Below are 22996 nucleotides of genomic sequence, written 5' to 3' on the forward strand. Positions count from 1 at the left end.
CTTCATCGCCTGCCGCGCGTGAGCGGGCGGATGAAGCCGCTTATTCGCTAGCGCGCGGTGCGCGATCGTCCGCTGAGCGCCCGCGCCATCGCGTCCGGCAGGATAGTCCTCGCCAAGCGCAGGTAATTCTTGATTCGTAATGGATCGAAGCGGATTGCGCGCGCGAATGCGCGGCGTGCAAGCGTCCGATCGCCCTCTCTGAGCGCGCGAAGCCCGATATAGCCGAGGATGCTCCGCGGCGCGCGACGGCGGGCGACCACATGACGATGCGCCGACACGCCGTAGCGCTCGCGCACCATCCGCTCGAAGACTACGCCCGCCTCCTCCTGCCCTCCGCCGGGCTTGAGCGGCTCCGGGAACAGCGCGAAGCGCCATACCGCGAGCGGCTCGGCGAGATAGTGAAAGTTTCCGTGCTCGCGAGCGCGGAGCCAAAGGTAAACGTCCTCAAATGCGGTCAGCGCCTCCGGGAATCCGCCCGCAAGCTCGAACGCGCGCCGGCGCATCACGACTCCACTCGGCAGAATCGGCCACAGCCGTTCGAGCATCTCGTCAACCGTTGGAGGGTGGCTGTCGCCGACCAGCGACGCCATCTGCTCCCGCCCGGTGCTGTCGACCAGCGCAAGATCGGTATAGACGAGCACGCAATCCGGGTCGCCGTCGAGCGTCTGGACCGTGCGCTCCAGCATAGTCGGCCGCCACCAATCGTCGGCGTCGAGGAATCCCAGGTACTCGCCCGACGACGCGCGCACGCCGGCGTTGCGGGCAGCGGAGGGTCCGCGCTTGGGCTCCTCGAGAATTTTTACGCGGTCGGCGTACCGCGCGAGAACCTCGCGGCTGCGGTCGATCGACCCGTTATCGATCGCGATGATCTCGAAATCAGTGAACGTCTGCGCGAGCACGCTCTCGATCGCGGCTGCGACCGTAGAGGCGGCATTGAAGACCGGGATGATTACCGAAACCCGCGGCATCCGCCATCCCCGATAGGCGAGCTACGCGACCGCCGAACGGCCGGCGCTGGCGCCGTGACGGGTGGGGCCGATTGCGGCGCGCGGGCGCTTCCACGCCGAGAGATCGCGCCCTGTCATCCGCTCCCCTGATCGGGGATTTCCTATTTGAATCTCCAAATGTAAACTCTGAGATACGCTGCACGGCCTCGGTCCGCAAGGCCCCAGCGCTAGCTTTGGCCCAGGTCCAAATTATGTTGGCATCGCGCGTGACTCCTGCGCATCACATGGAAAACATCGTAACATTTGTTATCCCGGTTCGGCATCAGGAGAATGCCAGGGACTGGCCCCAACTTAAAAGACATCTGAGTGAAACCGTTTCGTCGATCTCTCGGCAAACCAAGCCGGAATGGAAAGCTGTGATCGTCGCCAATTACGGTGCCGATCTTCCCGAACTTCCGCCTGGCTTCGAGGTCAAACGCGTCGACTTTCCTCCCAATCAACTGCATGAACGAGGGAAGAGCGATAGGGAGGATTTTTACAACGCCCTTCGGCTCGATAAGGGACGGCGTGTTCTGGCCGGCATGTTGCACGCCGGCGAGATGGAATATGTCATGATTGTTGATGGCGATGACTTTGTCAGTTGCAACCTGACATCATTTGTGGCTGCCAATCCTCACGCGAATGGGTGGTATATTCGCGATGGGTATGTCTGGAGCGGCGGCAATCTACTTTATCTTTATCCGAAGTTTTCCATTTTGTGCGGGTCGTCGCACATCGTGCGCGCCGATCTTTATCATCTGCCGGCCCGTTTCGAGGATGCCGACGACGCCTACATTCGCCGCATGCTGGGGAGCCATATTTTTATTGATGACCATCTGAACGCGGCCGGAACGCCTTTGGCGCCATTGCCTTTTGCTGGCGCCGTGTACCGTACCGGGCACGATGAGGCACACAGCCGTTCAGACACAATTCTGAAAATGTTCTTCTGGCATAAAGATGTTCTACGCAAACCCCGTAGGTTACCTCGCCGCCTGTTTCGCCTGCGAGTGAGAACCAAGCGCTTGAGGCAAGAATTCTTTTCGTGAAATGAACCTATGCCTTCAGTCCCGCACGCGCCTACGATCGGCGCGAGCAGCCTTCCAGGCAGAGAGATCACGTCCGGTCATGCGCTCGAGGCCGTCGATCTCGGGGCGCATGAGTTCGTACAGGTGCGACTCGCTGGCAGGATCGAGCGGCGGGAAGCGCGAGCCGCCGCCGAAAACCAACTTCCATGCACCCGCCCGCTCGAGAAAATTGCTTGTGCGGTAGGCTTGCTTCTCCCTGAGCCAGTACATGAGATGGCGCGCCTTGCGAGCTACACGCCAGAACCTGGGCAGATCGTTAATTGAATTGATCAACTCGCCTTGGCCCGCAGACGCCGGCACGGGGTACCGCTCGATGCCGATAAAATCGCAAACCCGGTCAAGGTAAGCCTGCGGATCGGCGCGCAGGTCCTCGTTGAGCAAGACCAGCACCCGGTCCTGACCAAAACGCGCGAGCCAGTCGGGCAGATGCTTGGCATAGCGGGTCGATTCGATCACCTGCGGAACTTTTACCAGGAACTTATCGAGCGGAAAACGCGTCAGGGTGTAATGCCGCCAGAGTTTATACTCCGAGTAAATACGCTCGACCGGGTTGCGAAAAGTGCAAATAATCTTGCATCGCGGAATATGCAGCGCGACGCGCTCGGCCGACTCGGGAAAGCCGAAGTATGGATTAACCTCGCCAACCGGACGCACGCTGTCCGCGTTGCGGAAGTGATGCGCGTACCAATCGATCCCCTTGTAATAATTGGTCGTGAAAAACTCGGTTTCCTTGATCCCCGCAGGCAGGTTGACGCGGCCCTTGAGGATCTCGTGCAGCCACGTCGTGCCGGTCCGGCCCGGCCCTACCGCGATGAAATCGGGCAGTCTCAGTTGACGTCCGCTATTTGAAGATTGGGTCACGAAGATCGTCAAGGCTGGTCGCGCGCGCGACAGACATCGCTGCCTTCCGCTTATCGCTGTGGCCGGCTTGTGGATCGCGCGGTTTCTTCCACGCGGAAAGATCGATCGCAAGCAATTCCTCGAGCGCTTCGACTTCGGGCCTGTACAGTTCCCGGACGCGCGCTTCGACGTCGGGCGCCAGCGGCCCATACGGCCGCCCGCCTTCGTACACGAAACGGCCCAGCGCACTCTTACGAAACCGTATGGCCGCCCGATGCATCCGGCGCGAATGCATCCAGGTAATGATCTGGCGCGTGGCACGCACCAGCCGGCGGCTCGGCGGCGCGGTTTCGATCGGATGCACGCGCTCGAAGGCCCGCCCCGGCGGAATCACGATTCGATCGATCCCGACAAAGGCGGTTACCCGGTCGACAAACGCTTGCGCGTCGGCCTCGAAGTCATCATACAGACCGACCAGCACGTGGTCAGCGCCAAATTGCCGCTGCCATCCGGCGAGATGAAACGCGTAGCGGTTCTGCTCGCGGATTTCGCGATGCTTCGCCGCCGCTTCTTCGAATGGGAGCTTGGTCCACGCGTGCCGGCGGAGCAGCCTGTAGAACGAGTAGGAGCGATCGACCGGGTCGCGGAGCGTGCAGATGATGCGGCATTCGGGGAGGTGCCGCGCGATTCGCTCGCGAGCCTCCGGCGACGCAAAATAGGTCGCGCACAGTTCGCCGATTTTTATCGCGGGCGGACAATGGCGGAAGTAGTCGGCGTACCAGTCGATTCCCTTGTCGTAGTGCTTGGAAAAAAAGTCGGTCTCCTTGATGTCGAGCGGCAATCCCACGTGGCCCTTCAAGACCTCGTGCAACCAGGTGGTGGCGGTTCGCGGCGGTCCGACCGCGATGAAGTCGGGGAGCCGCAACGGGCGTGAGCTTTGTTTTGCGCGCGATATAGGGTTCAAGGATTGCGGCCTGGCGATGCCTTTCCGGGCGAGCCCCGGCGCGGGCATCGCGGCGATGACAGTCACGCTAACATCGCCAATATTTCATATCAATGAGGCCGCCACCGCCCGCGCAGGTCGGCGATCCCCGCGCGCCGCGGCGGACGCGCTCGGACAGCGGCATACGGTGTTGCGATGCTCACAGTTGACCGAGTAACAGTTTCGACCCGCCGCCAAATCAGCAATAATTGACCTCCACTATCCGGACTGATACTTCAGCGGTGCGGCGCAAGCAGCGCGAGCTTTCCGAGTTCTTCTACACGGCCCTGCACAGTCGCGGGCCCCAGACTGGGTGCAGCGTGGAACAACCAAAACCGCCCTCATCTACGGATACGGAAACGCCGGTCTCAAGCACGAGGATTGAACCCGATCTTCATCCGAGTCTGCTAACCCTGTTCAGAATCTTCATTCTCGCCGGCGGGCTCAGCTTCGGCGGCGGCGCGGTGGCCTATCTGCGCGAGTACCTGGTGCGGGAAGAAGGATGGCTGGACGACGAGGGATTTCTCGGCGCGATGGAGATCAGCGAGACCCTGCCGGGGCTCAACGCCGTCAACATGGCGATCATCATGGGCGACAATCTGCGCGGGCTGGCCGGCGCGGCGGTGTCGGTCATCGGGATGCTGCTGCCGGGGACGATCGTCGTGATGGTGCTGGGGATACTGTATCAATCGAATCACAGCAATCCCGACGTCAGGCGCTTCCTGCTGGGGATCGCAGCCGCGGCGGTTGGTTTGCTGTCGGCGGTGACGTTGCAGATCGGGCGGCGCCAATTTCGCCAGCTTCCGGATATCGCGATCATCTTCGTGACGTTTCTCGCGGTCAGCTTCGTTAAATTACCACTGTTCGTGGTGCTGCTGGGTCTCGGGCCGATATCGGTCTGGCTGTACCGGCCCACGGTCTCAAAACCGCGCGCGCAGGACGAGCATCTGCCATTTCATCGCGGCGAGCGCCATCACCTGTTTCGTCATTAACTATTGAGATCGAAGTCCGCATGACGCGATTGATACATCTGTTCCTGGTCTTCGCACTGCTGTCGGTGATGGCGGTCGGCGGCGGCACGGCGGTGCTGCCCGAGATGCAGCACATGACGGTGCATACGTTTCACTGGCTGACCGACGCGCAGTTCCGCAACATCTACAGCCTCGGCCAGGTTGCGCCGGGACCAAACATGTTGATGGTGCTTGTGATCGGCTATCAACTGGCGGGATGGGCCGGGATGGCGGTGGTGGGAATCGGATTCTTCCTGCCCGACTGCGTGATTACGCTGTTCGTCAATCGATGGTGGGTACATCTGGGCGGGTGGCCGTGGCGCACGTCGATTCAGCGCGGGCTCGCGCCGGTGGCGGTTGGCCTGATGACGTCGGGGACGTTTGCGCTTGCGAGGCTTTCGATCCTGAACGTGCAGACGCTGGCGATCGCAATTGCGGTGTTCGGGATTTTGCTCTGGCGCCACATCAATCCGGGCGTGCTGGTGCTGCTGGGAGGGGCGGTTTGCATATTGTGGAGATAGGCTGCGGGAATCGGCGCCCGCGCCGAAGAGAAAAGAAAACGCCGGCAGGAGCGGATGCTCCTGCCGGCGTCGTACAATCCGAATCGTAAGGCGACTCGCCTCGCGGCCGCTCGCTACATGTGGCCGGTTTCGGACATCTTCACCATCGCCTCGGTGCTGAAGAACGCTCGATCCACCGCTCCCATGTTGATGTACCAGCATTCACGCTCGGGCGTCTCGATGCCGGGCAGGTAGCACATCGATGCCTGGCCGCTCTGCACATCGGTGGAGGAGGAGCCGACGACGAATTCGCGCTTGAAAGGATAGATGGCGATTTTCGCGTCGGGCACCGGACGATCGCGATACGCGAGCCAGAAGACGTTGTTGCGGAACAGTTGGCCGCGGCGATCGTAGGTATCGATGTACGGCTCGAACCACACTTCGGAATCCATGTAGATGATGCTCTTGGAATCGAGCGCCTCGGCGTTGTTAACGCTGCGCCGCGGCTCGGCGGTCACAATGTACATGTGGCGCATCTGCCAGCGCTCGGGGCATGCACTGCCGCCGCCGTCGGTGGAGCATCGGATTTCCGGTGAATGCTCGGCGTCAACCGTCGCGAGCATCTCCTTCTCGCCGATCAGCTTATAGTCGTACTGTTCGGTCTTGGGATTGAAACCCGAATAGTGATCGGGACTAAACGTCTGCGCGCCGGTCGCGGTCGAATTCATCGCCTCGTTCAGACGGCGCAGGCGCCGCGTGCCGGGCTCCCAGCTCCAGGTGTCGTCGCCATGAGCCGGATTGCCGTACCGATAACGCAGCAGACTGCTGCCACGTTCATTCTGGGGCGCGAGTTCCGGACCGAGCAGGAACAACCACAGGCGGTTGGTATTCTTGAAGTCGGGATCGACGGGAATCGGCTCCACCTCGGTTCGGCCGACGAGATCATAACCGGCGTAGTGCCCTTCCTGCAGGTATTCGACTGGAAAGAAGGGCTTGTTGTAGCCGGTGAAAACCGTCTCGCAATCGAAATATCGCAGGTCGTAGTCGTCAGTGCTGATCGGGCGCCACAAAGAGTTCCAGACGATCTTGGTCGCGACGTAGGGATCGTTCGCGTCGATCAGCGGAAACGGCTGGCCGGCGACATAGCCGATGACGGTGCGATGATCCTTCGAGAGCTGCACCTGCGACGAATATTTCTCGGTCGCGTCCTTGTACGGAGGCGGCCAATCGATGCGCAAGGTGGGGACTATTTTCATCGTCATCCCGCGCTGCACTTTGTAGTACACGCCCGGCGAAACAAGATCCTTCACCTGCGACGCGTTGTCTGGAGTGATGAAGTCGCCCGGCTTGACGCCGGCCTCCCCTGGCAAGCTCAGGGCCACGAGGGCCAACAATGCAATGCCCCCGGCTACGACCGCTTTGCGAAACTCCAGCTTCCCCATTTGCATTTGAACCTCCGTAAGAGCCCTGAACTGTTTTTCCCCTGGCTCGAGTAAAAATACCCGCCAGCGCTAATATTTCACGAACCTGTTATTAGAATGAATAAATGCAGAAGTCAATCAATCCGCCCACTTGCGCAGTTTACATATTGGTGGAGATAGGCCGCGGAAATCAACGCCCGCGCCGAAGAGAAAAGAAAACGCCGGCAGGAGCGGATGCTCCTGCCGGCGTCGTACAATCCAAATCGTAAGGCGGCTCGCCTCGCGGCCGCTTGCTACATGTGGCCAGTTTCGGACATCTTCACCATCGCCTCGGTGGTGAAGAACGCTCGATCCACCGCACCCATGTTGATGTACCAGCATTCACGCTCGGGCGTCTCGCGGCCGGGCAGGTAGCACATCGTTGCCTGGCCGCTCTGCAAATCGGTGGAGCTGGCGCCGACGACGAATTCGCGCTTGAAAGGATAGATGGCGATTTTCGCGTCGGGCACTGGACGATCGCGATACGCGAGCCAGAAGACGTTGTTGCGGAACAGTTCGCCGCGACGATCGTAGGTATCGATGTATGGCTCGAACCACATTTCGGAATCCATGTAGATGATGCTCTTGGAATCGAGAGCCTCGGCGTTGTTAACGCTGCGCCGCGGCTCGGCGCTCACAATGTACATGTGGCGCATCTGCCAGCGCTCGGGGCATGCACTGCCGCCGCCGTCGGTGGGGCATCGGACTTCCGGTGAATGCTCGGCGTCAACCGTCCCAAGCATCTCCTTCTCGCCGAGGAACTTGTAGTCGTACTGTTCGGTCTTGGGATTGAAACCCGAATAGTGATCGGGGGAAAAGGTCTGCGTGCCGGTCGCGGTCGAATTCATCGCCTCGTTCAGACGGCGCAGGCGCCGCGTGCCGGGCTCCCAGGCCCAGGTGTCGTCGCCATGAGTCGGTTCGGCGTACCGATAACGCAGCAGACTGGTGCCACGTTCATTCTGGGGCGCGAGTTCCGGACCGAGCAGGAACAACCACAGGCGGTTGGTATGCTTGAAGTCGGGATCGACGGGGAGCGGCTCCACTTCGGTTCGGCCGACGAGGTCATAACCGGCGTAGTGCCCCGTTTGATAGTACCAGAGTTCAAAGAAGGGCTTGTTGACGCCGGTGAAAACCGTGTCGCAATCGAAATATCGCAAGTCATAGTCGTCATTGCTGATCGGACGCCACAAGGCGTTCCAGACGACCTTGGTCGCGACGTAGGGATCGTTCGCGTCGATCAGCGGGAAGGGCTGGCCGGCGACATACCCGATGACGGTGCGGTGATCCTTCGAGAGCTGCACCTGCGACGAATATTTCTCGGTCGCGTCCTTGTACGGAGGCGGCCAATCGATGCGCGTGGTGGGGACGATTTTCATCGTCATCCCGCGCTGCACTTTGTAGTACACGCCCGGCGAAACAAGATCCTTCACCTGCGACGCGTTGTCCGGAGTGATGAAGTCGCCCGGCTTGACGCCTGCCTCCCCCGGCAAGCTCAAGGCCCCAAGGGCCAACAACGCAATGCCCCCGGCGACGACCGCTTTGCGAAACCCCACTATCCCCATTTGCATTCGAACCTCCGTAAGAGTCCTGAAACGTTTTCCCCCTGGCTCGGGTAAAATACCCGCTCAGCGTGACTTTTGAGTATTAGAAAAAAAGATGCTGAAAGTCAATCCGCCTAATTGCGCATCAAATAGAATTTACCTGTTGCGTTCCGAGAGGCACGATTGTGACTCGAAACCACCCAGCGAAACCTTCCACCTGTGGCGCCGTTAGCTACACATGATCCGGATTTAATCGCGAACCGTCCGTTTCGGTCTGGCACAGCGGATGCTCTGTCCTACAGATGCTAATAAATCCACTGGCGGCGAAGCGTTTCTGGCCGATCGCCGTCGCGGTCCTGGCCGTGGCAGCCGTTTCGCTCTATTACCTTCTCCGCAGTACGCCCCAGCCGCGATACACGACTGCCGCGGTTGACCGCGGTGCTGTCGTTCGCTCGGTCACCGCAACCGGCACCGTCAATCCGGTTACCACGGTGCAGGTCGGCACCTACGATTCAGGGCCGATCATCGCAATCTACGCTGATTTCAACACTCCGGTTAAGTCTGGCCAACTCATCGCCAAGATCGACCCGCGTCCCTTCCAGGTCAAGGTGGACCAGGCGGCGGCTGCGCTTGCGAACGCGAAGGCTCAACTCATCAAGGACCAGGCCGACGTGGCCTACAAGAAGCTCACGTTTGAGCGCGACAGCCGGTTGCTCGAAGCGAACGCAATTTCGCAAGACACGCTTGACAGCGCGCGCAGCGCCTACGATCAGGATGTCGCTCAGGTAGCACTCGACCGCGCCAACATCCAGCAGCAACAGGCCAATCTGGAGGAGGCGCAGGTCAATCTGGACTACACGAATATCATCTCCCCCGTCGATGGTACCGTCGTCTCGCGCAATGTCGATGTCGGACAGACGGTAGCCGCAAGTTTTCAGACGCCGACTCTGTTTCTGATCGCGAAAGACCTGACGCAGATGCAGGTGGACACGAATGTCAGTGAGTCTGACATCGGCAACTTGCGAACCGGCCAGGCAGCCGATTTCAGCGTCGACGCATTTCCGGATCGGGAGTTCGAGGGCACGGTTGGCCAGGTACGCAAGGCGCCGATTACGGTGCAGAATGTGGTCACCTACGATGTGGTGGTTAACGTGCCCAATCCGGAGTTTCTGCTGGCGCCCGGGATGACCGCCAATGTGACGATAGTCACAGCCCGACGCGACAATGTCCTGCGGGTTCCGGTTCAGGCACTGCGGTTCACGCCGGGCAAAGACAACCGCGAAACTACGAATCAGAACGTCGCCGAAAAGTCTTCGCGGCAGAGGCGCGTATGGCTCGAGGATCGCGGGATGCTCAAACCCATCTTCGTCGTTACCGGCCTCGACGACGGCAACTACGTCGAAGTTTTAGGCGGAGATCTGAAGTCGGGCGATGTGGTCGTGACGAACAAGCTCCGCACAACTGACACCGGAGGCAGCTCTCCTTCTTCCTCGTCGCTTCGGCTTTCTATGCTGAGGTGAGGAACGGTATGGCGCCGCTTATCGAGATCGTAAGTCTGACCAAGACCTTCCGAATGGGTGAGATCGAGGTGCCGGCGCTATGCGGCGTCAACCTTAGTATTGAGCGCGGTGAGTTCGTCTCGATCATGGGCGCGTCGGGTTCGGGCAAGTCAACCTTGATGAATATCCTCGGCTGCCTGGACCGGCCGACGAGCGGTCGTTACCTGCTGGAGAGCGTAGACACCGCCTCGCTCAAGGAAGAAGAGTTGGCCGGCATCCGTAGCCGCCGAATCGGGTTCGTTTTTCAGACCTTCAATTTGCTGTCGCGGACAACCGCATTAGAGAACGTCGAATTGCCGCTCTTTTATTCGCAATGGAATCAGGAAGGCGACGAACGCGCCAAGCAGTTGCTCGGCAAAGTCAGGCTCCAGGGACGGGAACAGAACAACCCCAATCAGCTTTCCGGCGGCGAGCAGCAACGAGTCGCCATCGCCCGCGCGCTGGTCAACGATCCTGCGATTCTGCTGGCCGATGAGCCCACCGGAAATCTCGATTCTAAGAACTCGGCTGAGATCATGGAGATCATCAGTCGGCTCAACCGCGAGCACGGGCTCACAGTGCTGGTGGTGACCCACGATGCGGACGTTGCCGCCTATACCGATCGCGTGGTGACTTTCCGCGACGGCGCGATTATTTCCGATGTACGCACGCGTGAAGCGCCGTCGGCGCCTCCTGGTGTCAATCGAGTCACCGCTACCAGGACGGCGGTGCGGCCGCAGAGTGAGAAGAGCTGGAGATTCGGCGGGATGGCGCTGAGCGCGGCCTGGCGGGCGCTCATGCGCAACAAGACTCGGGCTGTGCTCACGATGCTTGGTATTTTCATTGGCGTTGCGGCGGTGATTACGATGGTGGCGGTGGGCGACGGTGCGCGCTATTCGGTGCAACAGCAGATCCAAAGTCTCGGCACCAACTTGGTGGTGGTGTTGCCAGGCGCGACCACTTCCAATGGCGTGCGCATCGGCTCCGGAAGTACCTCGACTCTGACCGTGGCGGACGCCGAGGCGATTGGGAAAGAAGTGGATACGGTTTCCGCCGTGAGTTACGCGGACCGGCAGATCGCACAGGTCGTCCACTCGAACCAGAATTGGAGCACCTTCGTGGCCGGCGTCACACCGGCCTACTTCGCAATTCGTGACTGGCCGATGGCCGCAGGGCGCAGCTTTACGGACGAGGAGCAGCGCAGCGCCGCGCCCGTGTGCCTGCTCGGCAGGACGGTGGTCAGCAATCTCTACGGCGAGGACGAAGATCCGATAGGTACCACCGTTCGGGTCAAGAATTTTCCCCTGCGCGTGATCGGCGTGCTTGCAGTCAAAGGCCAATCCAACTACGGCCAGGACCAGGACGACGTTGTGTACGTGCCGTTCAATACCGCCGAGCGAAAGGTGCTCGGCACGTCACAGGTGACCGCGACGGCACCGTCGAGCACCACGGGATCGAGCAATCCGGTCCTGAATCCCTATCTGAGCGTCCCAATCACGAGTGCCTCCAGCCCCATGTACGCATCAGACACCGCAGTCATAAGCCCGTTCGGAAGCCCGCCCAAAATCTCCGGCGTCGTGAATATGGTGTTTGTCCAGGCGCGCGATGCCGAAGATGTCGATGCGGTGCAAGACGACGTTCAGCAACTGCTCCATCACCGCCATCACGTCGGCCCCGGACAGGACGATGACTTCACGGTGCGGAGTCTCAACGAACTCGCGCAGGCCTCCGAGAGCGCCAGCCGGGTCATGACTCTGCTGCTGGCCGCCGTCGCGTCGATTTCATTGCTGGTCGGTGGGATCGGGATCATGAACATCATGATGGTTTCGGTGACCGAGCGTACGCGCGAGATCGGCATCCGGATGGCGATCGGGGCCCGCCGCCGGCAGATTTTGCTGCAATTTTTGGTGGAGTCAGCCTTGCTCAGCGTCATGGGCGGGCTGGCTGGAGCAGTGCTTGGAATAGTCGCTTCGAAGGTGCTTTCGGCGCTGGCGCAATGGCCGACGCTGATTTCACCATCGGCTGTGGTAGGCGGATTTTGTTTCGCGGCGGGTGTCGGTGTGTTCTTCGGCTGGTATCCCGCACGCAAAGCCTCGCTGCTCGATCCGATTGAAGCGCTCCGCTACGAATGACCGCATCGTGTCGAGAGCACCCTAAGATATCCGTTCCGCCTCGACGGATTGTTTTGAGGAAGTCGTCCCTGCCTGCCGGCGGTGCGGCATTAGTCGCACTACCTCGACGCGAATCGGCTGACCTCTTCCTGCCACTTGTCGCCAAACACCAGGATCATCACCTGCTGATTAATGTCCGCGTCGTGACTTAAGCTGCGTATCGATCCACCGCCCTCGACCGCCAGCACCTTGTATGCGGCCTGAGTTTGCTTTGCGAATTCAGGAAGCGGCCCAATCTTGTCCGGCTCGCGGCCATGCACCCTGATCGAGAATTCGCGCTCGAAGCGCTCATGCTCCTCTTCCATGACATCGACGCCGCTCAGCGTACCGTTGTTGTGCTTGAAGTCCCGGATGAGCGTGACCAGCGGTGCGAAGTCCTCTTTTTCGGGCGGAGAGTCGCCGATCAGCACGATCACCTTGCGCGCGTAAGGCTTCCAATCCATCTTCGTGACCGCAGCCTGAACCGCGCCGAGTGTGTTCTCCTGCCACTCGCCGCCGCCCCTAGCCTGAATCGAGCCGAGAAACGACCTCAGCTTGGCGGTCGAGAGCGTCAGCGGCTGTATGTCGAGTGGTTCACCCTTGCCGCCGAACACGACGACGCCGACGCGCGCGATCGGAACCAGTTGGCGAACTCTGACCGCGAGTTGAGCCATCCGCGCTTTCACGTCAGCCATCACGAAGTCCATCGACTTCGTGCCGTCGATCACCAGCACTATGTCGAGACCCTTGCGGCGCAACTCGCCGATGAAGCCCGGAAAGCTCGCGGCGCCGCCGCCTCCTCCGGGGCGAAGGTTCAGGAACTCGCCGAGGTGGCGACCGAGACCGATTCCCGTGTCGGACGATGTACCGGCAATCGTGCTGAAGCCTTTGAACACTTTGTCGACGTCCACCACCGGCGGCGAATCGTCTGGTGATTTGGTGGTGAAATCAGGAATCGCTTCGTCGGGTATCTCGAATCGCTCGGCCTCGTCGAACGGGTGAAGGGATCCCGGCTCCATCGTGACGATGATCAGGTCCCGCGCGCGGCTCTCATGCACGGCGATGATGAGCGCGAGAATAATCGCGAGGTGGATCGCGATCGAAATCGAAAAGGGACCGCCGGCAAAGCGGGCCGCGCTGCGCAGCCCCGGCGGCATCGATGCCGCGACAGGAAGACCGCGAATCCGGTTCCATGCAAAGGCTACGATCACTATCGAGCCGGACACGACAAGGCAGGTAATCAGCATCGCAATCATCGCACCCTCCTTCGCGCCACAGGCCGCCCCGAGCGTTGGCGTCTCCTGAAACTAAGATCGTAGGAGGGGGAACTTTCTTGCGATTTATTTTGGCCAGTATGGAAAGTCTGGTTGGCCGGCTGGCGCGGGAGCCCGACTTATGGACTGGGACTCGAGCTGCTACCACCCAGCCCGCGGCCGAACGACGCGACCTGCGACTGCCATTGCTCGCCGAAGGCCAGGATCAGCACCTGCTGATTGATGTGCGCGTCCTTGGTCAGCGATTTCATCGAGCCGCCACCCGCGGTAGCCAGCACTTTGTACGCCGCCTGCGTCTGCCGGTAGAACTCCGGCAACGGCGAGATTTTCGGCGGCTCCTCGCGATGCACCTTGAGCCAGAACTCACGCTCGAAGCGCTCGTGCTCCTCGGCCGCCACGTCCACCGTGTTGAAAGTGCCGTTGTTGGATTTGAACTGCCGGATCAGCGCGAGCAGCGGTGCGAAGTCCTCCTTCTCCGGGGGCGAATCGCCGACCAGCACCACCACCTTTTTTGCATAGGGCTTCCAGTCCATCTTGTCCATCGCCGTCTCGCACGCGCCCAGCGTATCCTCTTCCCACTCGCCGCCACCCATCGCCTGGATGCCGTTGAGGAAGTCGCTGAGCTTTTGCGGTGACAGCGTCAGCGGCTGGACATTCCGCTTCTCGCCCTTGCCGCCGAACACGATTATTCCGATTCGCGCGATCGGCACCAGCCGGTGAATCGACTGCACCAACTGCTGCATCTTGGCCTTGACGTCGTCGATGATCAGTTTCATCGAGCCGGTCCCGTCAATGACCAGCACCACGTCCAGTCCCTTGCGCCTAAGCTCACCGATGAACCCGCCGAAGCCCGAGCCGATGCCGTGACCGTAGCCCGAGCCCATGCCGCCGCCGCGACCGATGCCGATGCCGCCGCCGCCGGCTGCGCGCACGTAGTCATTGGCCAGCCCAACCGCCTGCGAGGTGTCCACCGCGGTCGGCTGCTCCATCTGCTGCGGCGCCGTGTCGGGCATCGGCACTTCGGGCATGTCGAGATCCTGCATCTCGTTGCCGCCACCGCCGCCGCCGCCCGCCTCCAGGTTCACCATGATCAACTCGCGCCCACGCTGCTCGTGCACCGTGATGATCAGGAAGAACAGCAGCACCACATGAAGCGCGACTGAGAGCGGGAACGGGCCGATCATGAATCGTACCGCGCTGCGGATCGTTGGCCAGAATCCGCCCGCTTCCTCGCGAGCTTCGTCGGCATCGACAGTTTCGATTTCTGGCTGCGACGCGACCGCTGCTGCAGGCGCCCCGATCGCACCCGCTCGCGCGAGCACCGCGAGCTGGCGCTGACAAATCGCGCATACAGCGACGTGAGCATTCCATTTGGCGCGCTCATCCGGCGCGAGTATGTTTTCCGCAAATGCCGCGAGCAGATCCGGATCGGGACATCCCGCCCCTGACGCGTCGAGGCCCGATGCGAGACTCGTGCGAATCATCGCGTCAAGGCGGTTATCTGAGGCCTTTTCGTCTCCCATCATTTTCCCAGCGCGAGCATACGACCGAGGTCGATGGGCCAATCGCCGGTCGCATACTCGAAGCATTGGCTGATCTGATCGTCACTGAAATGGTACTCGCGGCGCAGCGTGCGCGTGACGCGATCGCGGATCGCAGTCCTTGCGCGCGCGAGATTGCGCGACGCGCTCGACTCGTGCTCGCCGATCAAAGCCGCGGTCTGTGCAAGCGTAAGATTCTGGACGCAATAATACGAAAGCCTGAGCCGATCGTCCGGGGATAGCGCGTTCAGCGCTCCGCGCAGCGATTGCTCGAGGGCCGCGATCAGCCTTGCCCGATCGGGATCGGGCGAATCGGTCGCATCGATAAGGACGCTGGAATTGCCGTCGCGCTCTTCGTCCAGCACTTCCATGCGCCGCGTCGCGCGCCATCGATCAGCTTCGAGCCTGGTGACTACTACTCGGAGCCACGACATCAGCGAGCTGCGCCCCCCGTAATGCTCAAGTGGCGAGCGGCGCTCGCTGTCGTAGGATCGCAAACCATAAAGATCCGCCCATAGTGAATCAGCGACTTCGCTTGCGCGCGAGGAGTTGCCGAGTACTGCCCGCGCGAAGGCGTCGACCGGAGCGCGATACGTCGATACGAGATGACGCCAGGCCTCGGCGTCGCCGTCACGGCATCCGATGGCGAGCGCAAGGTCGGCGGCATGCAGCGAGTCGAGAAAGCGTGTGACTTCTGCGTGGTCGGCAGAACCGGTAACCGGGCCGAATCGGCGTTCCAAGCTCCGCCACAACGCACTGGCGAAGGACGAGCGTGATACTCGCCACTCCGCCGCATTGCTCGCGGAATACAATCGATCAATCGTGTCGCGGTAGTTTTCGAGGAATTGTTCTAGCGACATCGCCGCCATGATTTCCCGACCGCTGCGTCCACGACCCTCGCGCCGGTCATCCGCTATGCTGAGCCTGCGTCAGGCCAATCTCAATCCCGTCCGCGCGGTTCGATCGGCGCCATCAGCCGGCCCGAGCGTTGGCGTCTCCTGAAACTAAGATCGCAGGAGGGGGATTTTCTTGCGCTTTATTTCGGCGGGAACGGAAGTCTGGCCGGCCGCCGACGCGCGAGCGTCGAGCGTCGCGCAACTGCGACCGTCCACGGCCTCATTTTCTGTTTCTGTGATCCCGTGGCTGTCAACTGTGGCTGTCAAACGCCCTGAAGAATCAAAAAACCTTGGCGTCCCCGACGGGATTTGAACCCGTGTTACCGACGTGAAAGGCCGGTGTCCTAGGCCGAGCTAGACGACGGGGACGTTAGGATCGAAGCCCGAAAATACGAACGCGCGCTATGCGCGCGCCAGACAGTCGAAAGTATCAGAGCCGCAAGAAGGGGAGCAAGTCATCGCGGCCAGCGGTCCAACGGCCCGAAGACTCATCCCGTGAAGCGAACAAAGCGGCGGCGTTGTTTGGCGAAGCGGCGACCGATAATTTCGACATGATGTCCAATTCTGTCATCTTGGTCGCCGGCGCCGGCGCGATTGGCTCGATTCTCGGCGGGATGCTGCATGATGCGGGGCACGACGTCACGCTGCTTGGCCGGCGAGCGCATCTCGAGGCGATTGCACGCGGGGGCTTAAGAATTTCGGGACTGCTTGGCGATCGAACCGTCACCGGCATGACGCTGGCCGACGATCCCGCGCGGCTCGGCAGGCGGTTCGGATTAATCGTGTGCACGGTCAAGAGTTATGACACCGAGTCGATCGCGGCTCGGCTGGCCGACCGTTTGACCGACGACGGCGCGGTGGTCTCGATGCAAAATGGCCTGGGCAATATCGAGTCGTTGATCGAGAGCTTCGGACGGCAACGGGTGTTGGGCGCGCGCGTGATCTTCGGCGCGGAAATACCCTCGCCGGGCAGTGCGCACGTGACGGTTTTCGCGCAGCCGGTCGCAATCGGACCCGCACCCGCGATTCATCGCGAGGACTCGCCGGCACTCGCGGCGCGCGCCCGCGCGATCGCCGCAATGATCGACGCCGCCGGCGTTCCCGCGGTCGGTGTTGACGACATCATGCCCGTCCTGTGGACCAAGGTTCTGTACAACGTGGCGCTGAATCCGCTCGGCGCAATTTTGCAGCAGCACTATGGAGCGCTCGCCGGCGATCCGGACGTGAAGCCGATCATGGATCGCGCGATCGAGGAGGCGTTCGCGGTCGCGCGCGCGCTCGGCGTCGCCCTCCCCTTTTCGAGTGCGGCAGAGTATCTAAAAGTTTTTTATGAGCAGATGATCCCGCCGACGTCCGTTCATCGGCCGACGATGATCCGCGATCTTCATGTCCGCGGGCGCACCGAGATCGGCGCGCTGAACGGCAAGATCGTCGAGCTTGCCGATCGCCTGGGAATCGGCGCGGAGACGAATCGGATGCTGACGCGGCTGATCAGGGCCGCCGAGCGGGCTCGGCGCCGAGCAATGAAAACTCAGGGAGAACGATGAAGGCGGCATCGATACGCCGCGCGAGCATGGATGCGATCGTCGCGCAGGCTGAGCGCGAGTTCCCCTTCGAATGCTGCGGCTTGATCATCGGCGACAACGAAAACTCGGTCGAGGAAGTCCGCCCGGTCGCCAACATCCAGAACCGCATGCACGCCGAAGACGCGGCGGCGTTCCCGCGCGACGCGCGCACGGCTTTCCTGATGGAGCCGAAGGAGCACCTGGCGGCGATGATCGAGGCCGATCGCCGCAAACTCGCGATCCGCGCCGTTTACCATTCGCATCCCGATCGCGACGCGTATTTTTCCCCGACCGATCGCGCGCAGGCGTGCTCATTCGATCCGCCGGAGCCCGACTATCCCGGCGTCGTTTACATCGTGATCTCGATTCGCGCCGGAAAATTCGCGCGCGCAGCGGCGTTCGCCTGGGATTCCGAAAGGAAGGAATTCGCCGAGACGAAGCTGACCGTCGAATGCAGGGGTGACCCCTGCACCCAATGTTAAGTAGGCAGGCGCACTGGCAGTCACTTTTTTCAAAAGTGGTCGGAAAGGGTGCTGAAGTGCTGGGGTTATTAGGAAAATGTTTCACGTGAAACATTTTTTAGTTCAGGAGAACGAAACACGAATGTCCGGAAAAAGAGAGGCGTGGGACTCCCCGGCGTTATCGACGCGGCGCTGGTGCGAAAGCGAAGATACGAACAGGCGCCCAAGTTCCACTCGTTCGAGGAGTGATAATCTGTGAAAATTGAAAAAGGGGCGCAAGCCGAGGCGTTGGGAATTATGCCGATGAAGAATCCGCCGCATGTCGGCGGTTTAATCCGCCGCGAAGTGATCGAGCCTCTCGGACTGACAGTGACCGAGGCGGCGAAAGTCCTCGGGGTCGGGCGGCAGGCGCTTTCCAGCCTGCTGAACGGGAAAGCGGCTCTTACGAGTGAGATGGGCCTCCGGATCGAGAAGGCGTTTGGGCCGAAGATGGAGCACCTGATGCGGATGCAGCTTGCTTTCGATCTGGCTCAGGCGCGCAAAGCGGAGCGCGGGATCTCGGTAAAGCGATACCTTGGGAAAAGAGAGGGGATTATCCGGGATGCTCCAGAAAAAAAGCCGCGCAGCGTATCCACGGCGTAGGTTCTTCTGCGCCCGCAGACCTGTTTGATCGCGCGCAAATCGTCCGGCGGCACGGCTCGGATAAAAATGGCCTCAAAAAATAGCCTCTGCCGGGCGGGACGCATCGCAGCCACAATTCTGAAATACCCCGCGCAGAACTCGACCGCGTAGGCCATCGCGTTGTCAGATCAGACCCAGTTCCTTTTTCAGCCGCGTCCACGGAGTCGTCCCCTTGCGTTTGGCCTCGCGGATCGCCGCGCGGGCGGCCTTCAAGTCGTCGCGGTCCTCCATCGCTTCAAGCAGCGCGACATCCTCGATCGGCACCACAGCCGCCAGCGGACGGCTGCGGCGGGTTAGCAGAATCCGGTCCTTGCCGTAAGCAACGCGGTTGATAAGGTCAGAGAAGTGCTGACGCGCCGCAACTGTAGTGATCGCTTCACTGCTGGATTTCTTCCTGGCTGGCATCGGCAAATGTGCTCCCGTTCGCTGAAACTGAGTCAATTGTACATTTACGCTGTAATGTACACCAGCGCCGGGAGCTGAAATTCACCGGGCAGGGGTGACCCCTGCACCCAGTATTAGGGCCGCCCGCCGCTGGCGGGCGCGGAAAATAATGACCCGATCAGGTTACGCAAAGGTCTGTAAGGGAGAGGCAAAGAAAAAGATCCGGGGTCCCTCGACTTCGCTCGGGATGACGGAGAGGAGCGCCATCGTTCGGGATGACGCCGGGGGCGCGACATCGCTCGGGATGACGGATTAAGACGGGATGGGGGAGGAATTTGGAATTTGGAACCGCACCCGACGCTCCGCGTCGGCCTCGCCCTGTCAGGGCGAGGCAAAGATCCGGGTTCCTTCGCTGCGCTCAGGATGACACAAAAAAGTGAGCAGGCGGGCTTTTGCGATGCGCTCGCAGAACCCTTGTATCTGCGAAGTCGCCGGGGTTAGTTCTCGGAGGCGGTGAATTCGGATTCCTTGCCGGACATCTCGAGCGACATCCCGCGAGTTTCGTCGATCATCAGACCGAACAGGATCGCAGCCGGGATTCCAACAATCGACAGCGCGCCGACGACGATCGACAGCCCGCCCATCGCGTTCGCCAGCATCGCGACCGCGGCATTGCAAATGACGGCGCCGATGGCGCCGACCAGCGCGAACCAACCGATCATGGTGCCGCGCAGCGGGGTGGGAAACAGTTCGGTCGCGGCCGCGTTGGTCGCGACGGAGCCCCCGTTGTCGCATACGTTGAACCAGAAGAAGCCGCCCGACAGCCACATCAGCGGCCACGCGAAATGCGCCGGCGGTCCCCAAAAAAACCACAAATGGCCGGCGGTGATGAAAATGCCGAAGCCGACCACCGTCGGCACGCGGCCGAAGCGCTCCGACGCCCACGCGCCGATTGGAAAACCAACCAATCCTAATCCGCCGGCGACGATGGTCATCGTGCTGGCGGCGGCGGCCGACAGGCCGACAACGGAAACCGCGTGGTAGTAGCCAAAGGCGTTAGCGGCGGTGGTCGAGATTGCGACGGCCAGCGCGCATACGATCATCGTGATCGAGCGTTTGCGATAGAGCGGCTGAAAGACGTCGTAAAAGTGCGACCTGGCGATGATTCCCGCACTTTCTGAGAGTTCCCATCGATCGCTCTCGGGCAACAGCCGCGCCATCGCGGGCAGCATGGCGACTCCCGCCGCCGAAATCACGAACATCCATCGCCACGACCATCCGTACGCGACAAAGATCGGCATGAGGAATACGCAGAGTCCGGCTCCCACCGAGGCCGCCAGACCGCCGAAGCTTTGGCCGCGTGCGCGACGTGCGATCGGCAGCTCCTCGGAAAGCATCACGATACAGCCGGCGCCGGCGGCGCCGAGGACCGCATAGAGCGCGATCTGAAATGAGGTGAACGCGACAAAATTGGTCGAGAGCGCGGTCCCGATGCTGCAAACGGGAATCGCGGCGACGCACCACAGGATCATGCGGCGACGTCCGTGCCTGTCGATCATCCGTGAAAGCGCGAGCGCGCCCAGGGCGGAGAGCGAGATCCACGCGAACAGGCGGGCGATTCCGGCGCCGTCGAGGTGGAAGCTCGTTCCGATCCACGGCGCCGCGACCGAGACAATTGAGGCCGCGAAGCCCTGGTAGAAGAGCATCGCGACCAGCGCGATAACGGTCACCCGCTCGCGCCCGGCGGAATCAGCGGCGGCATCGAGCTGCTCGTGATTGGGGGCCGGGGCCGTCGGCGGCGCGGGATCGTTCACAAAAGAATTCGAGGACTCTCAGCCGTCGCCGACCAGCTCAAAGACCGGCGTGCGCGACGCGACGGTGCGAAACGCGTCGGCGGGCGAGCCGGCGGGCACGTCGAAGAAACGCTGAACCTGGGAGGCGAAGCGATCGAGGAACGCTTTGATAATCTCGGGCTTGTCGGCATCGGCAAGCTCGCGAACCGTCAACGATTCGGAACCGGCGCCGCGCCGCAGGACGACGCGACCGGCGGCGCGCGCATTGCGGGCCCATGCAGTCTCGCCGCGAGCAGCAACCAGCCATCGGCGACCCTGGAATTCGAGGAGGTTGACGGGGGTGGTGAAGGTCATCCCCGATTTTCTGCCGCGGACCTCGAGCAGGCGCATGTATCGCGGCGCGATTCCGAGCTTGACGGCGCGGCCCATCAGGCGGTTCAAGAATCGAGCGAGTGCGCTTTCCTTCTGAAAAGTCTCGGGCACGATGCAGGGGCCTCCCGCGGCGACGGGTATATAGCGAGCATATCTCAAGGACGCGCGCGCTCGAAACCGCCGCAGATGCGCGCCGGCGCAATATCCACCGGAATACCGCGGCGGGTGATTTTATCTCAGAAGATGGTATTCGGGTTTGTAGGTCTGCGATCGGACGAATTGCGCGATATCTTGAGGCACCGGGACGCGCGCAAAGCCGCGCGCGAAAATCACCTCCGCCACGCGCTCGGCAGCATATAACTCGGTGTTGAGTATCGTTGACACGGGAGGATAGATGAGCCCGGCATCGAGCTCGGCCGCACTCACCTGCTCCGCCACCGCGCGAGCGGCAACTATGAACATCTCATTCGTCACGCGCCTTGCGCGGGTGGCATAGACCGCCAGACCTATCGCGGGAAAGATGTAAATGTTGTTCCCCTGTCCGGGCACAAAGGTCCTGCCGTTAAGGAGCACCGGAGGAAACGGGCTTCCGCTGGCGAAGATGGCACGGCCCTCCGACCAGCGGTAAGCCTCTTCCGCCGAGCACTCGGAGTGCGAGGTCGGATTCGAGCAGGCGAAGATAATCGGGCGCCGATTGATTCGCGCCATCGTTTCGATCACGCGCTGGTTGAAGGTCTTGGCAACCGTGCTGACGCCGATGATCGCGGTCGGCTTGATCGACTCGATCGCATCGACAAAATCTTTGGTCGGCGAGTGGCGATGCGCGTAAGGCTTGTGGAAATCAGCCAGGTCATTGCGGGTTGTTTCCAGCAGTCCGTTTACGTCGAACAACCACAGTCGAGCGCGGGCATCCTCGGCTGAAATCCCCTCGAGCATCATCCTTTCGGTCAACAGGCCTGAGATTCCGATAGCGGCGGAACCGGCGCCGAGGAACAGGAAGGTCTGCTCGGAGAGTTTTCCGCCGATTATGCGAAGCGCTCCAAGAATTCCCGCAAGCGCGACCGCCGCGGTGCCCTGGATGTCATCGTTGAAGCAGCAAATCCGGTCGCGGTAGCGGGCAAGCAGCCGGATGGCGTCGGCGCCCGCCCAATCCTCGAACTGGACGCAGCAATTAGGGAACTCTTCCTGGACCGCGGTTATGAATTCTTCGACAAACTCATCCAACTGCGCCACTGGCGGGCGCGTCTGCCGCAAGCCCAGGTAGAGCGGGTCGCGCAGCAACGTCTCATTGTTAGTGCCGCAGTCGATGAGGATCGGGAGAGAGTATTGCGGCGGCACGCCGGCGCACGCGGTGTAGAGCGCCAGCTTGCCGATCGGGATTCCCATGCCGTTTGCGCCGAGATCGCCAAGCCCCAGAATCCGCTGCCCGCTGCTGACCACGATAAAGCGCACGTCGCGCTGCGGCCAATTGCGGAGAATTTCGCGGACGCGGCCCTTGCGTTTGATCGACAGGTAAAGGCCCTTGGGCCGGCGCATGATGTGGCCAAACTGGAGGCAGGCCTCGCCCACCGTCGGGGTGTAGACGAGCGGCAGGAATCGCACCGGGTCCGACATGAGCACGCAGTAAAAGAGCGTTTCGTCGTTATCCTGCAGTTGCGACAAGTAGATGTACTTTTCCAGATCGTTCGGCTTTTGCGACAGCTGAAGGTGCACCCGCTGGATCTGAGCTGCCTCGGTATCGATCCCTTCCGGCAAGAGGCCGAGCAGGCCCAGCGCCTCGCGCTCAGACTCAGTGAACGCGGTCGATTTATTCAGTTGCGGATCACGCAGAAGCGCCAAACCGTGCGGTATACCTGTCATTCCGCCAGCCTAATAGTAAACTTGATAGTTCACAAGCAAGCCTAATATCAATTTAGTAGTTTACAGGTAAAATGGAA

Annotated in this window: 20 protein-coding genes and 1 tRNA gene; 8 read left to right on the forward strand and 13 right to left on the reverse strand. The window is 61.2% G+C overall.

What is annotated here, in order from left to right; genetic code table 11:
- Nucleotides 1–47: 47 nt before the first annotated feature.
- Nucleotides 48–968: a glycosyltransferase gene (locus ABR989_RS00460; protein WP_428125019.1), complete on the reverse strand. Its 921-nt coding sequence runs from the start codon at nt 966–968 to the stop codon at nt 48–50.
- Between the two features lie 263 nt (nt 969–1231).
- Here ABR989_RS00460 and ABR989_RS00465 point away from each other — a divergent pair, with 263 nt between their 5' ends.
- Nucleotides 1232–2032 carry a galactosyl transferase gene (locus ABR989_RS00465; protein ID WP_428125021.1) on the forward strand — a complete coding sequence of 267 codons (801 nt, stop codon included), beginning with the start codon at nt 1232–1234 and terminating at the stop codon, nt 2030–2032.
- A gap of 15 nt (nt 2033–2047) precedes the next feature.
- On the opposite strand, the gene ABR989_RS00470 is transcribed toward ABR989_RS00465, so the two are convergent.
- Together ABR989_RS00470 and ABR989_RS00475 are read right to left on the reverse strand one after the other, a co-directional pair.
- Nucleotides 2048–2932 carry a sulfotransferase domain-containing protein gene (locus ABR989_RS00470; RefSeq protein ID WP_428125022.1) on the reverse strand — a complete coding sequence of 295 codons (885 nt, stop codon included), beginning with the start codon at nt 2930–2932 and terminating at the stop codon, nt 2048–2050.
- Nucleotides 2913–3836, reverse strand: coding sequence for a sulfotransferase family protein (locus tag ABR989_RS00475; protein ID WP_428125023.1), 924 nt, complete (start codon nt 3834–3836; stop codon nt 2913–2915). The genes ABR989_RS00470 and ABR989_RS00475 overlap by 20 nt, the downstream gene beginning before the upstream one ends.
- 377 nt (nt 3837–4213) lie before the next feature.
- On the opposite strand from ABR989_RS00475, the gene ABR989_RS00480 reads away from it, so the two are divergent.
- Both ABR989_RS00480 and ABR989_RS00485 read left to right on the forward strand, forming a co-directional pair.
- Nucleotides 4214–4885 (forward strand): chromate transporter, encoded by a 672-nt coding sequence (locus tag ABR989_RS00480; RefSeq protein ID WP_428125025.1) that lies wholly within the window; start codon nt 4214–4216, stop codon nt 4883–4885.
- A gap of 20 nt (nt 4886–4905) precedes the next feature.
- Entirely contained in the window at nt 4906–5424 is a 519-nt protein-coding gene (locus ABR989_RS00485; protein ID WP_428125026.1) for a chromate transporter, read from the forward strand.
- A 113-nt stretch (nt 5425–5537) separates the two neighbouring features.
- Here ABR989_RS00485 and ABR989_RS00490 read toward each other — a convergent pair whose 3' ends face one another.
- Both ABR989_RS00490 and ABR989_RS00495 read right to left on the reverse strand, forming a co-directional pair.
- On the reverse strand, nt 5538–6851 hold the full coding sequence (locus ABR989_RS00490) for a DUF1329 domain-containing protein (protein ID WP_428125028.1): 1314 nt from the start codon (nt 6849–6851) through the stop codon (nt 5538–5540).
- Nucleotides 6852–7117: 266 nt separating this feature from the next.
- A complete protein-coding gene (locus tag ABR989_RS00495; protein ID WP_428125029.1) occupies nt 7118–8431 on the reverse strand; it encodes a DUF1329 domain-containing protein in 1314 nt (437 codons plus the stop codon).
- Nucleotides 8432–8706: 275 nt separating this feature from the next.
- Between ABR989_RS00495 and ABR989_RS00500 the strand changes: the two genes are divergently transcribed.
- Nucleotides 8707–9924 carry an efflux RND transporter periplasmic adaptor subunit gene (locus ABR989_RS00500; protein WP_428125030.1) on the forward strand — a complete coding sequence of 406 codons (1218 nt, stop codon included), beginning with the start codon at nt 8707–8709 and terminating at the stop codon, nt 9922–9924.
- Nucleotides 9925–9932: 8 nt separating this feature from the next.
- Nucleotides 9933–12074 (forward strand): ABC transporter permease, encoded by a 2142-nt coding sequence (locus ABR989_RS00505; RefSeq protein WP_428125031.1) that lies wholly within the window; start codon nt 9933–9935, stop codon nt 12072–12074.
- Between the two features lie 98 nt (nt 12075–12172).
- Here ABR989_RS00505 and ABR989_RS00510 read toward each other — a convergent pair whose 3' ends face one another.
- The 4 genes from ABR989_RS00510 to ABR989_RS00525 all read right to left on the reverse strand — a co-directional run bounded on the left by ABR989_RS00510 (nt 12173) and on the right by ABR989_RS00525 (nt 16172).
- Nucleotides 12173–13348 carry a VWA domain-containing protein gene (locus ABR989_RS00510; protein ID WP_428125032.1) on the reverse strand — a complete coding sequence of 392 codons (1176 nt, stop codon included), beginning with the start codon at nt 13346–13348 and terminating at the stop codon, nt 12173–12175.
- Nucleotides 13349–13485: 137 nt separating this feature from the next.
- Nucleotides 13486–14892 (reverse strand): vWA domain-containing protein, encoded by a 1407-nt coding sequence (locus ABR989_RS00515; protein WP_428125034.1) that lies wholly within the window; start codon nt 14890–14892, stop codon nt 13486–13488.
- The gene (locus ABR989_RS00520; RefSeq protein ID WP_428125036.1) at nt 14889–15767 is read right to left on the reverse strand and encodes an RNA polymerase sigma factor; all 879 of its coding nucleotides are present in this window, start codon (nt 15765–15767) and stop codon (nt 14889–14891) included. The genes ABR989_RS00515 and ABR989_RS00520 overlap by 4 nt, the downstream gene beginning before the upstream one ends.
- Before the next feature lie 327 nt (nt 15768–16094).
- Nucleotides 16095–16172 (reverse strand) — tRNA-Glu (locus tag ABR989_RS00525).
- Between the two features lie 182 nt (nt 16173–16354).
- On the opposite strand from ABR989_RS00525, the gene ABR989_RS00530 reads away from it, so the two are divergent.
- The 3 genes from ABR989_RS00530 to ABR989_RS00540 all read left to right on the forward strand — a co-directional run bounded on the left by ABR989_RS00530 (nt 16355) and on the right by ABR989_RS00540 (nt 18471).
- Nucleotides 16355–17350, forward strand: a complete 996-nt coding sequence (locus tag ABR989_RS00530) for a ketopantoate reductase family protein (RefSeq protein WP_428125037.1) — start codon at nt 16355–16357, stop codon at nt 17348–17350.
- A complete protein-coding gene (locus ABR989_RS00535; RefSeq protein WP_428125039.1) occupies nt 17347–17850 on the forward strand; it encodes a M67 family metallopeptidase in 504 nt (167 codons plus the stop codon). Before ABR989_RS00530 ends, ABR989_RS00535 begins: the two co-directional genes overlap by 4 nt.
- Nucleotides 17851–18084: 234 nt before the next feature.
- The gene (locus ABR989_RS00540) at nt 18085–18471 is read left to right on the forward strand and encodes a HigA family addiction module antitoxin (RefSeq protein ID WP_428125040.1); all 387 of its coding nucleotides are present in this window, start codon (nt 18085–18087) and stop codon (nt 18469–18471) included.
- 162 nt (nt 18472–18633) lie between these two features.
- Here the strand turns inward: ABR989_RS00540 and ABR989_RS00545 are convergent, their stop codons facing one another.
- From ABR989_RS00545 to ABR989_RS00560, 4 genes are all read right to left on the reverse strand, one after another.
- The gene (locus ABR989_RS00545; RefSeq protein WP_428125042.1) at nt 18634–18915 is read right to left on the reverse strand and encodes a type II toxin-antitoxin system Phd/YefM family antitoxin; all 282 of its coding nucleotides are present in this window, start codon (nt 18913–18915) and stop codon (nt 18634–18636) included.
- A gap of 476 nt (nt 18916–19391) precedes the next feature.
- Complete coding sequence (locus ABR989_RS00550) at nt 19392–20708, reverse strand: MFS transporter (protein WP_428125043.1); 1317 nt, start codon at nt 20706–20708, stop codon at nt 19392–19394.
- 18 nt (nt 20709–20726) lie between these two features.
- Complete coding sequence (locus ABR989_RS00555) at nt 20727–21170, reverse strand: nitroreductase family deazaflavin-dependent oxidoreductase (RefSeq protein WP_428125044.1); 444 nt, start codon at nt 21168–21170, stop codon at nt 20727–20729.
- Between the two features lie 120 nt (nt 21171–21290).
- Nucleotides 21291–22919, reverse strand: coding sequence for an NAD-dependent malic enzyme (locus tag ABR989_RS00560; protein WP_428125045.1), 1629 nt, complete (start codon nt 22917–22919; stop codon nt 21291–21293).
- Nucleotides 22920–22996: the final 77 nt, after the last annotated feature.

Source organism: Binatus soli (SeqCode) (assembly GCF_050015535.1).
Lineage (GTDB): Bacteria > Desulfobacterota > Binatia > Binatales > Binataceae > Binatus > Binatus soli.

Coding starts and splice junctions, on each gene's coding strand:
- ABR989_RS00515 (WP_428125034.1), bottom strand. CDS start 14,892: ATGATGGGAGACGAAAAGGCCTCAGATAACCGCCTTGACGCGATGATT.
- ABR989_RS00510 (WP_428125032.1), bottom strand. CDS start 13,348: ATGATTGCGATGCTGATTACCTGCCTTGTCGTGTCCGGCTCGATAGTG.
- ABR989_RS00545 (WP_428125042.1), bottom strand. CDS start 18,915: ATGCCAGCCAGGAAGAAATCCAGCAGTGAAGCGATCACTACAGTTGCG.
- ABR989_RS00465 (WP_428125021.1), top strand. CDS start 1,232: ATGGAAAACATCGTAACATTTGTTATCCCGGTTCGGCATCAGGAGAAT.
- ABR989_RS00490 (WP_428125028.1), bottom strand. CDS start 6,851: ATGCAAATGGGGAAGCTGGAGTTTCGCAAAGCGGTCGTAGCCGGGGGC.
- ABR989_RS00505 (WP_428125031.1), top strand. CDS start 9,933: ATGGCGCCGCTTATCGAGATCGTAAGTCTGACCAAGACCTTCCGAATG.
- ABR989_RS00535 (WP_428125039.1), top strand. CDS start 17,347: ATGAAGGCGGCATCGATACGCCGCGCGAGCATGGATGCGATCGTCGCG.
- ABR989_RS00495 (WP_428125029.1), bottom strand. CDS start 8,431: ATGCAAATGGGGATAGTGGGGTTTCGCAAAGCGGTCGTCGCCGGGGGC.
- ABR989_RS00560 (WP_428125045.1), bottom strand. CDS start 22,919: ATGACAGGTATACCGCACGGTTTGGCGCTTCTGCGTGATCCGCAACTG.
- ABR989_RS00500 (WP_428125030.1), top strand. CDS start 8,707: ATGCTAATAAATCCACTGGCGGCGAAGCGTTTCTGGCCGATCGCCGTC.
- ABR989_RS00460 (WP_428125019.1), bottom strand. CDS start 968: ATGCCGCGGGTTTCGGTAATCATCCCGGTCTTCAATGCCGCCTCTACG.
- ABR989_RS00520 (WP_428125036.1), bottom strand. CDS start 15,767: ATGTCGCTAGAACAATTCCTCGAAAACTACCGCGACACGATTGATCGA.
- ABR989_RS00485 (WP_428125026.1), top strand. CDS start 4,906: ATGACGCGATTGATACATCTGTTCCTGGTCTTCGCACTGCTGTCGGTG.
- ABR989_RS00530 (WP_428125037.1), top strand. CDS start 16,355: ATGATGTCCAATTCTGTCATCTTGGTCGCCGGCGCCGGCGCGATTGGC.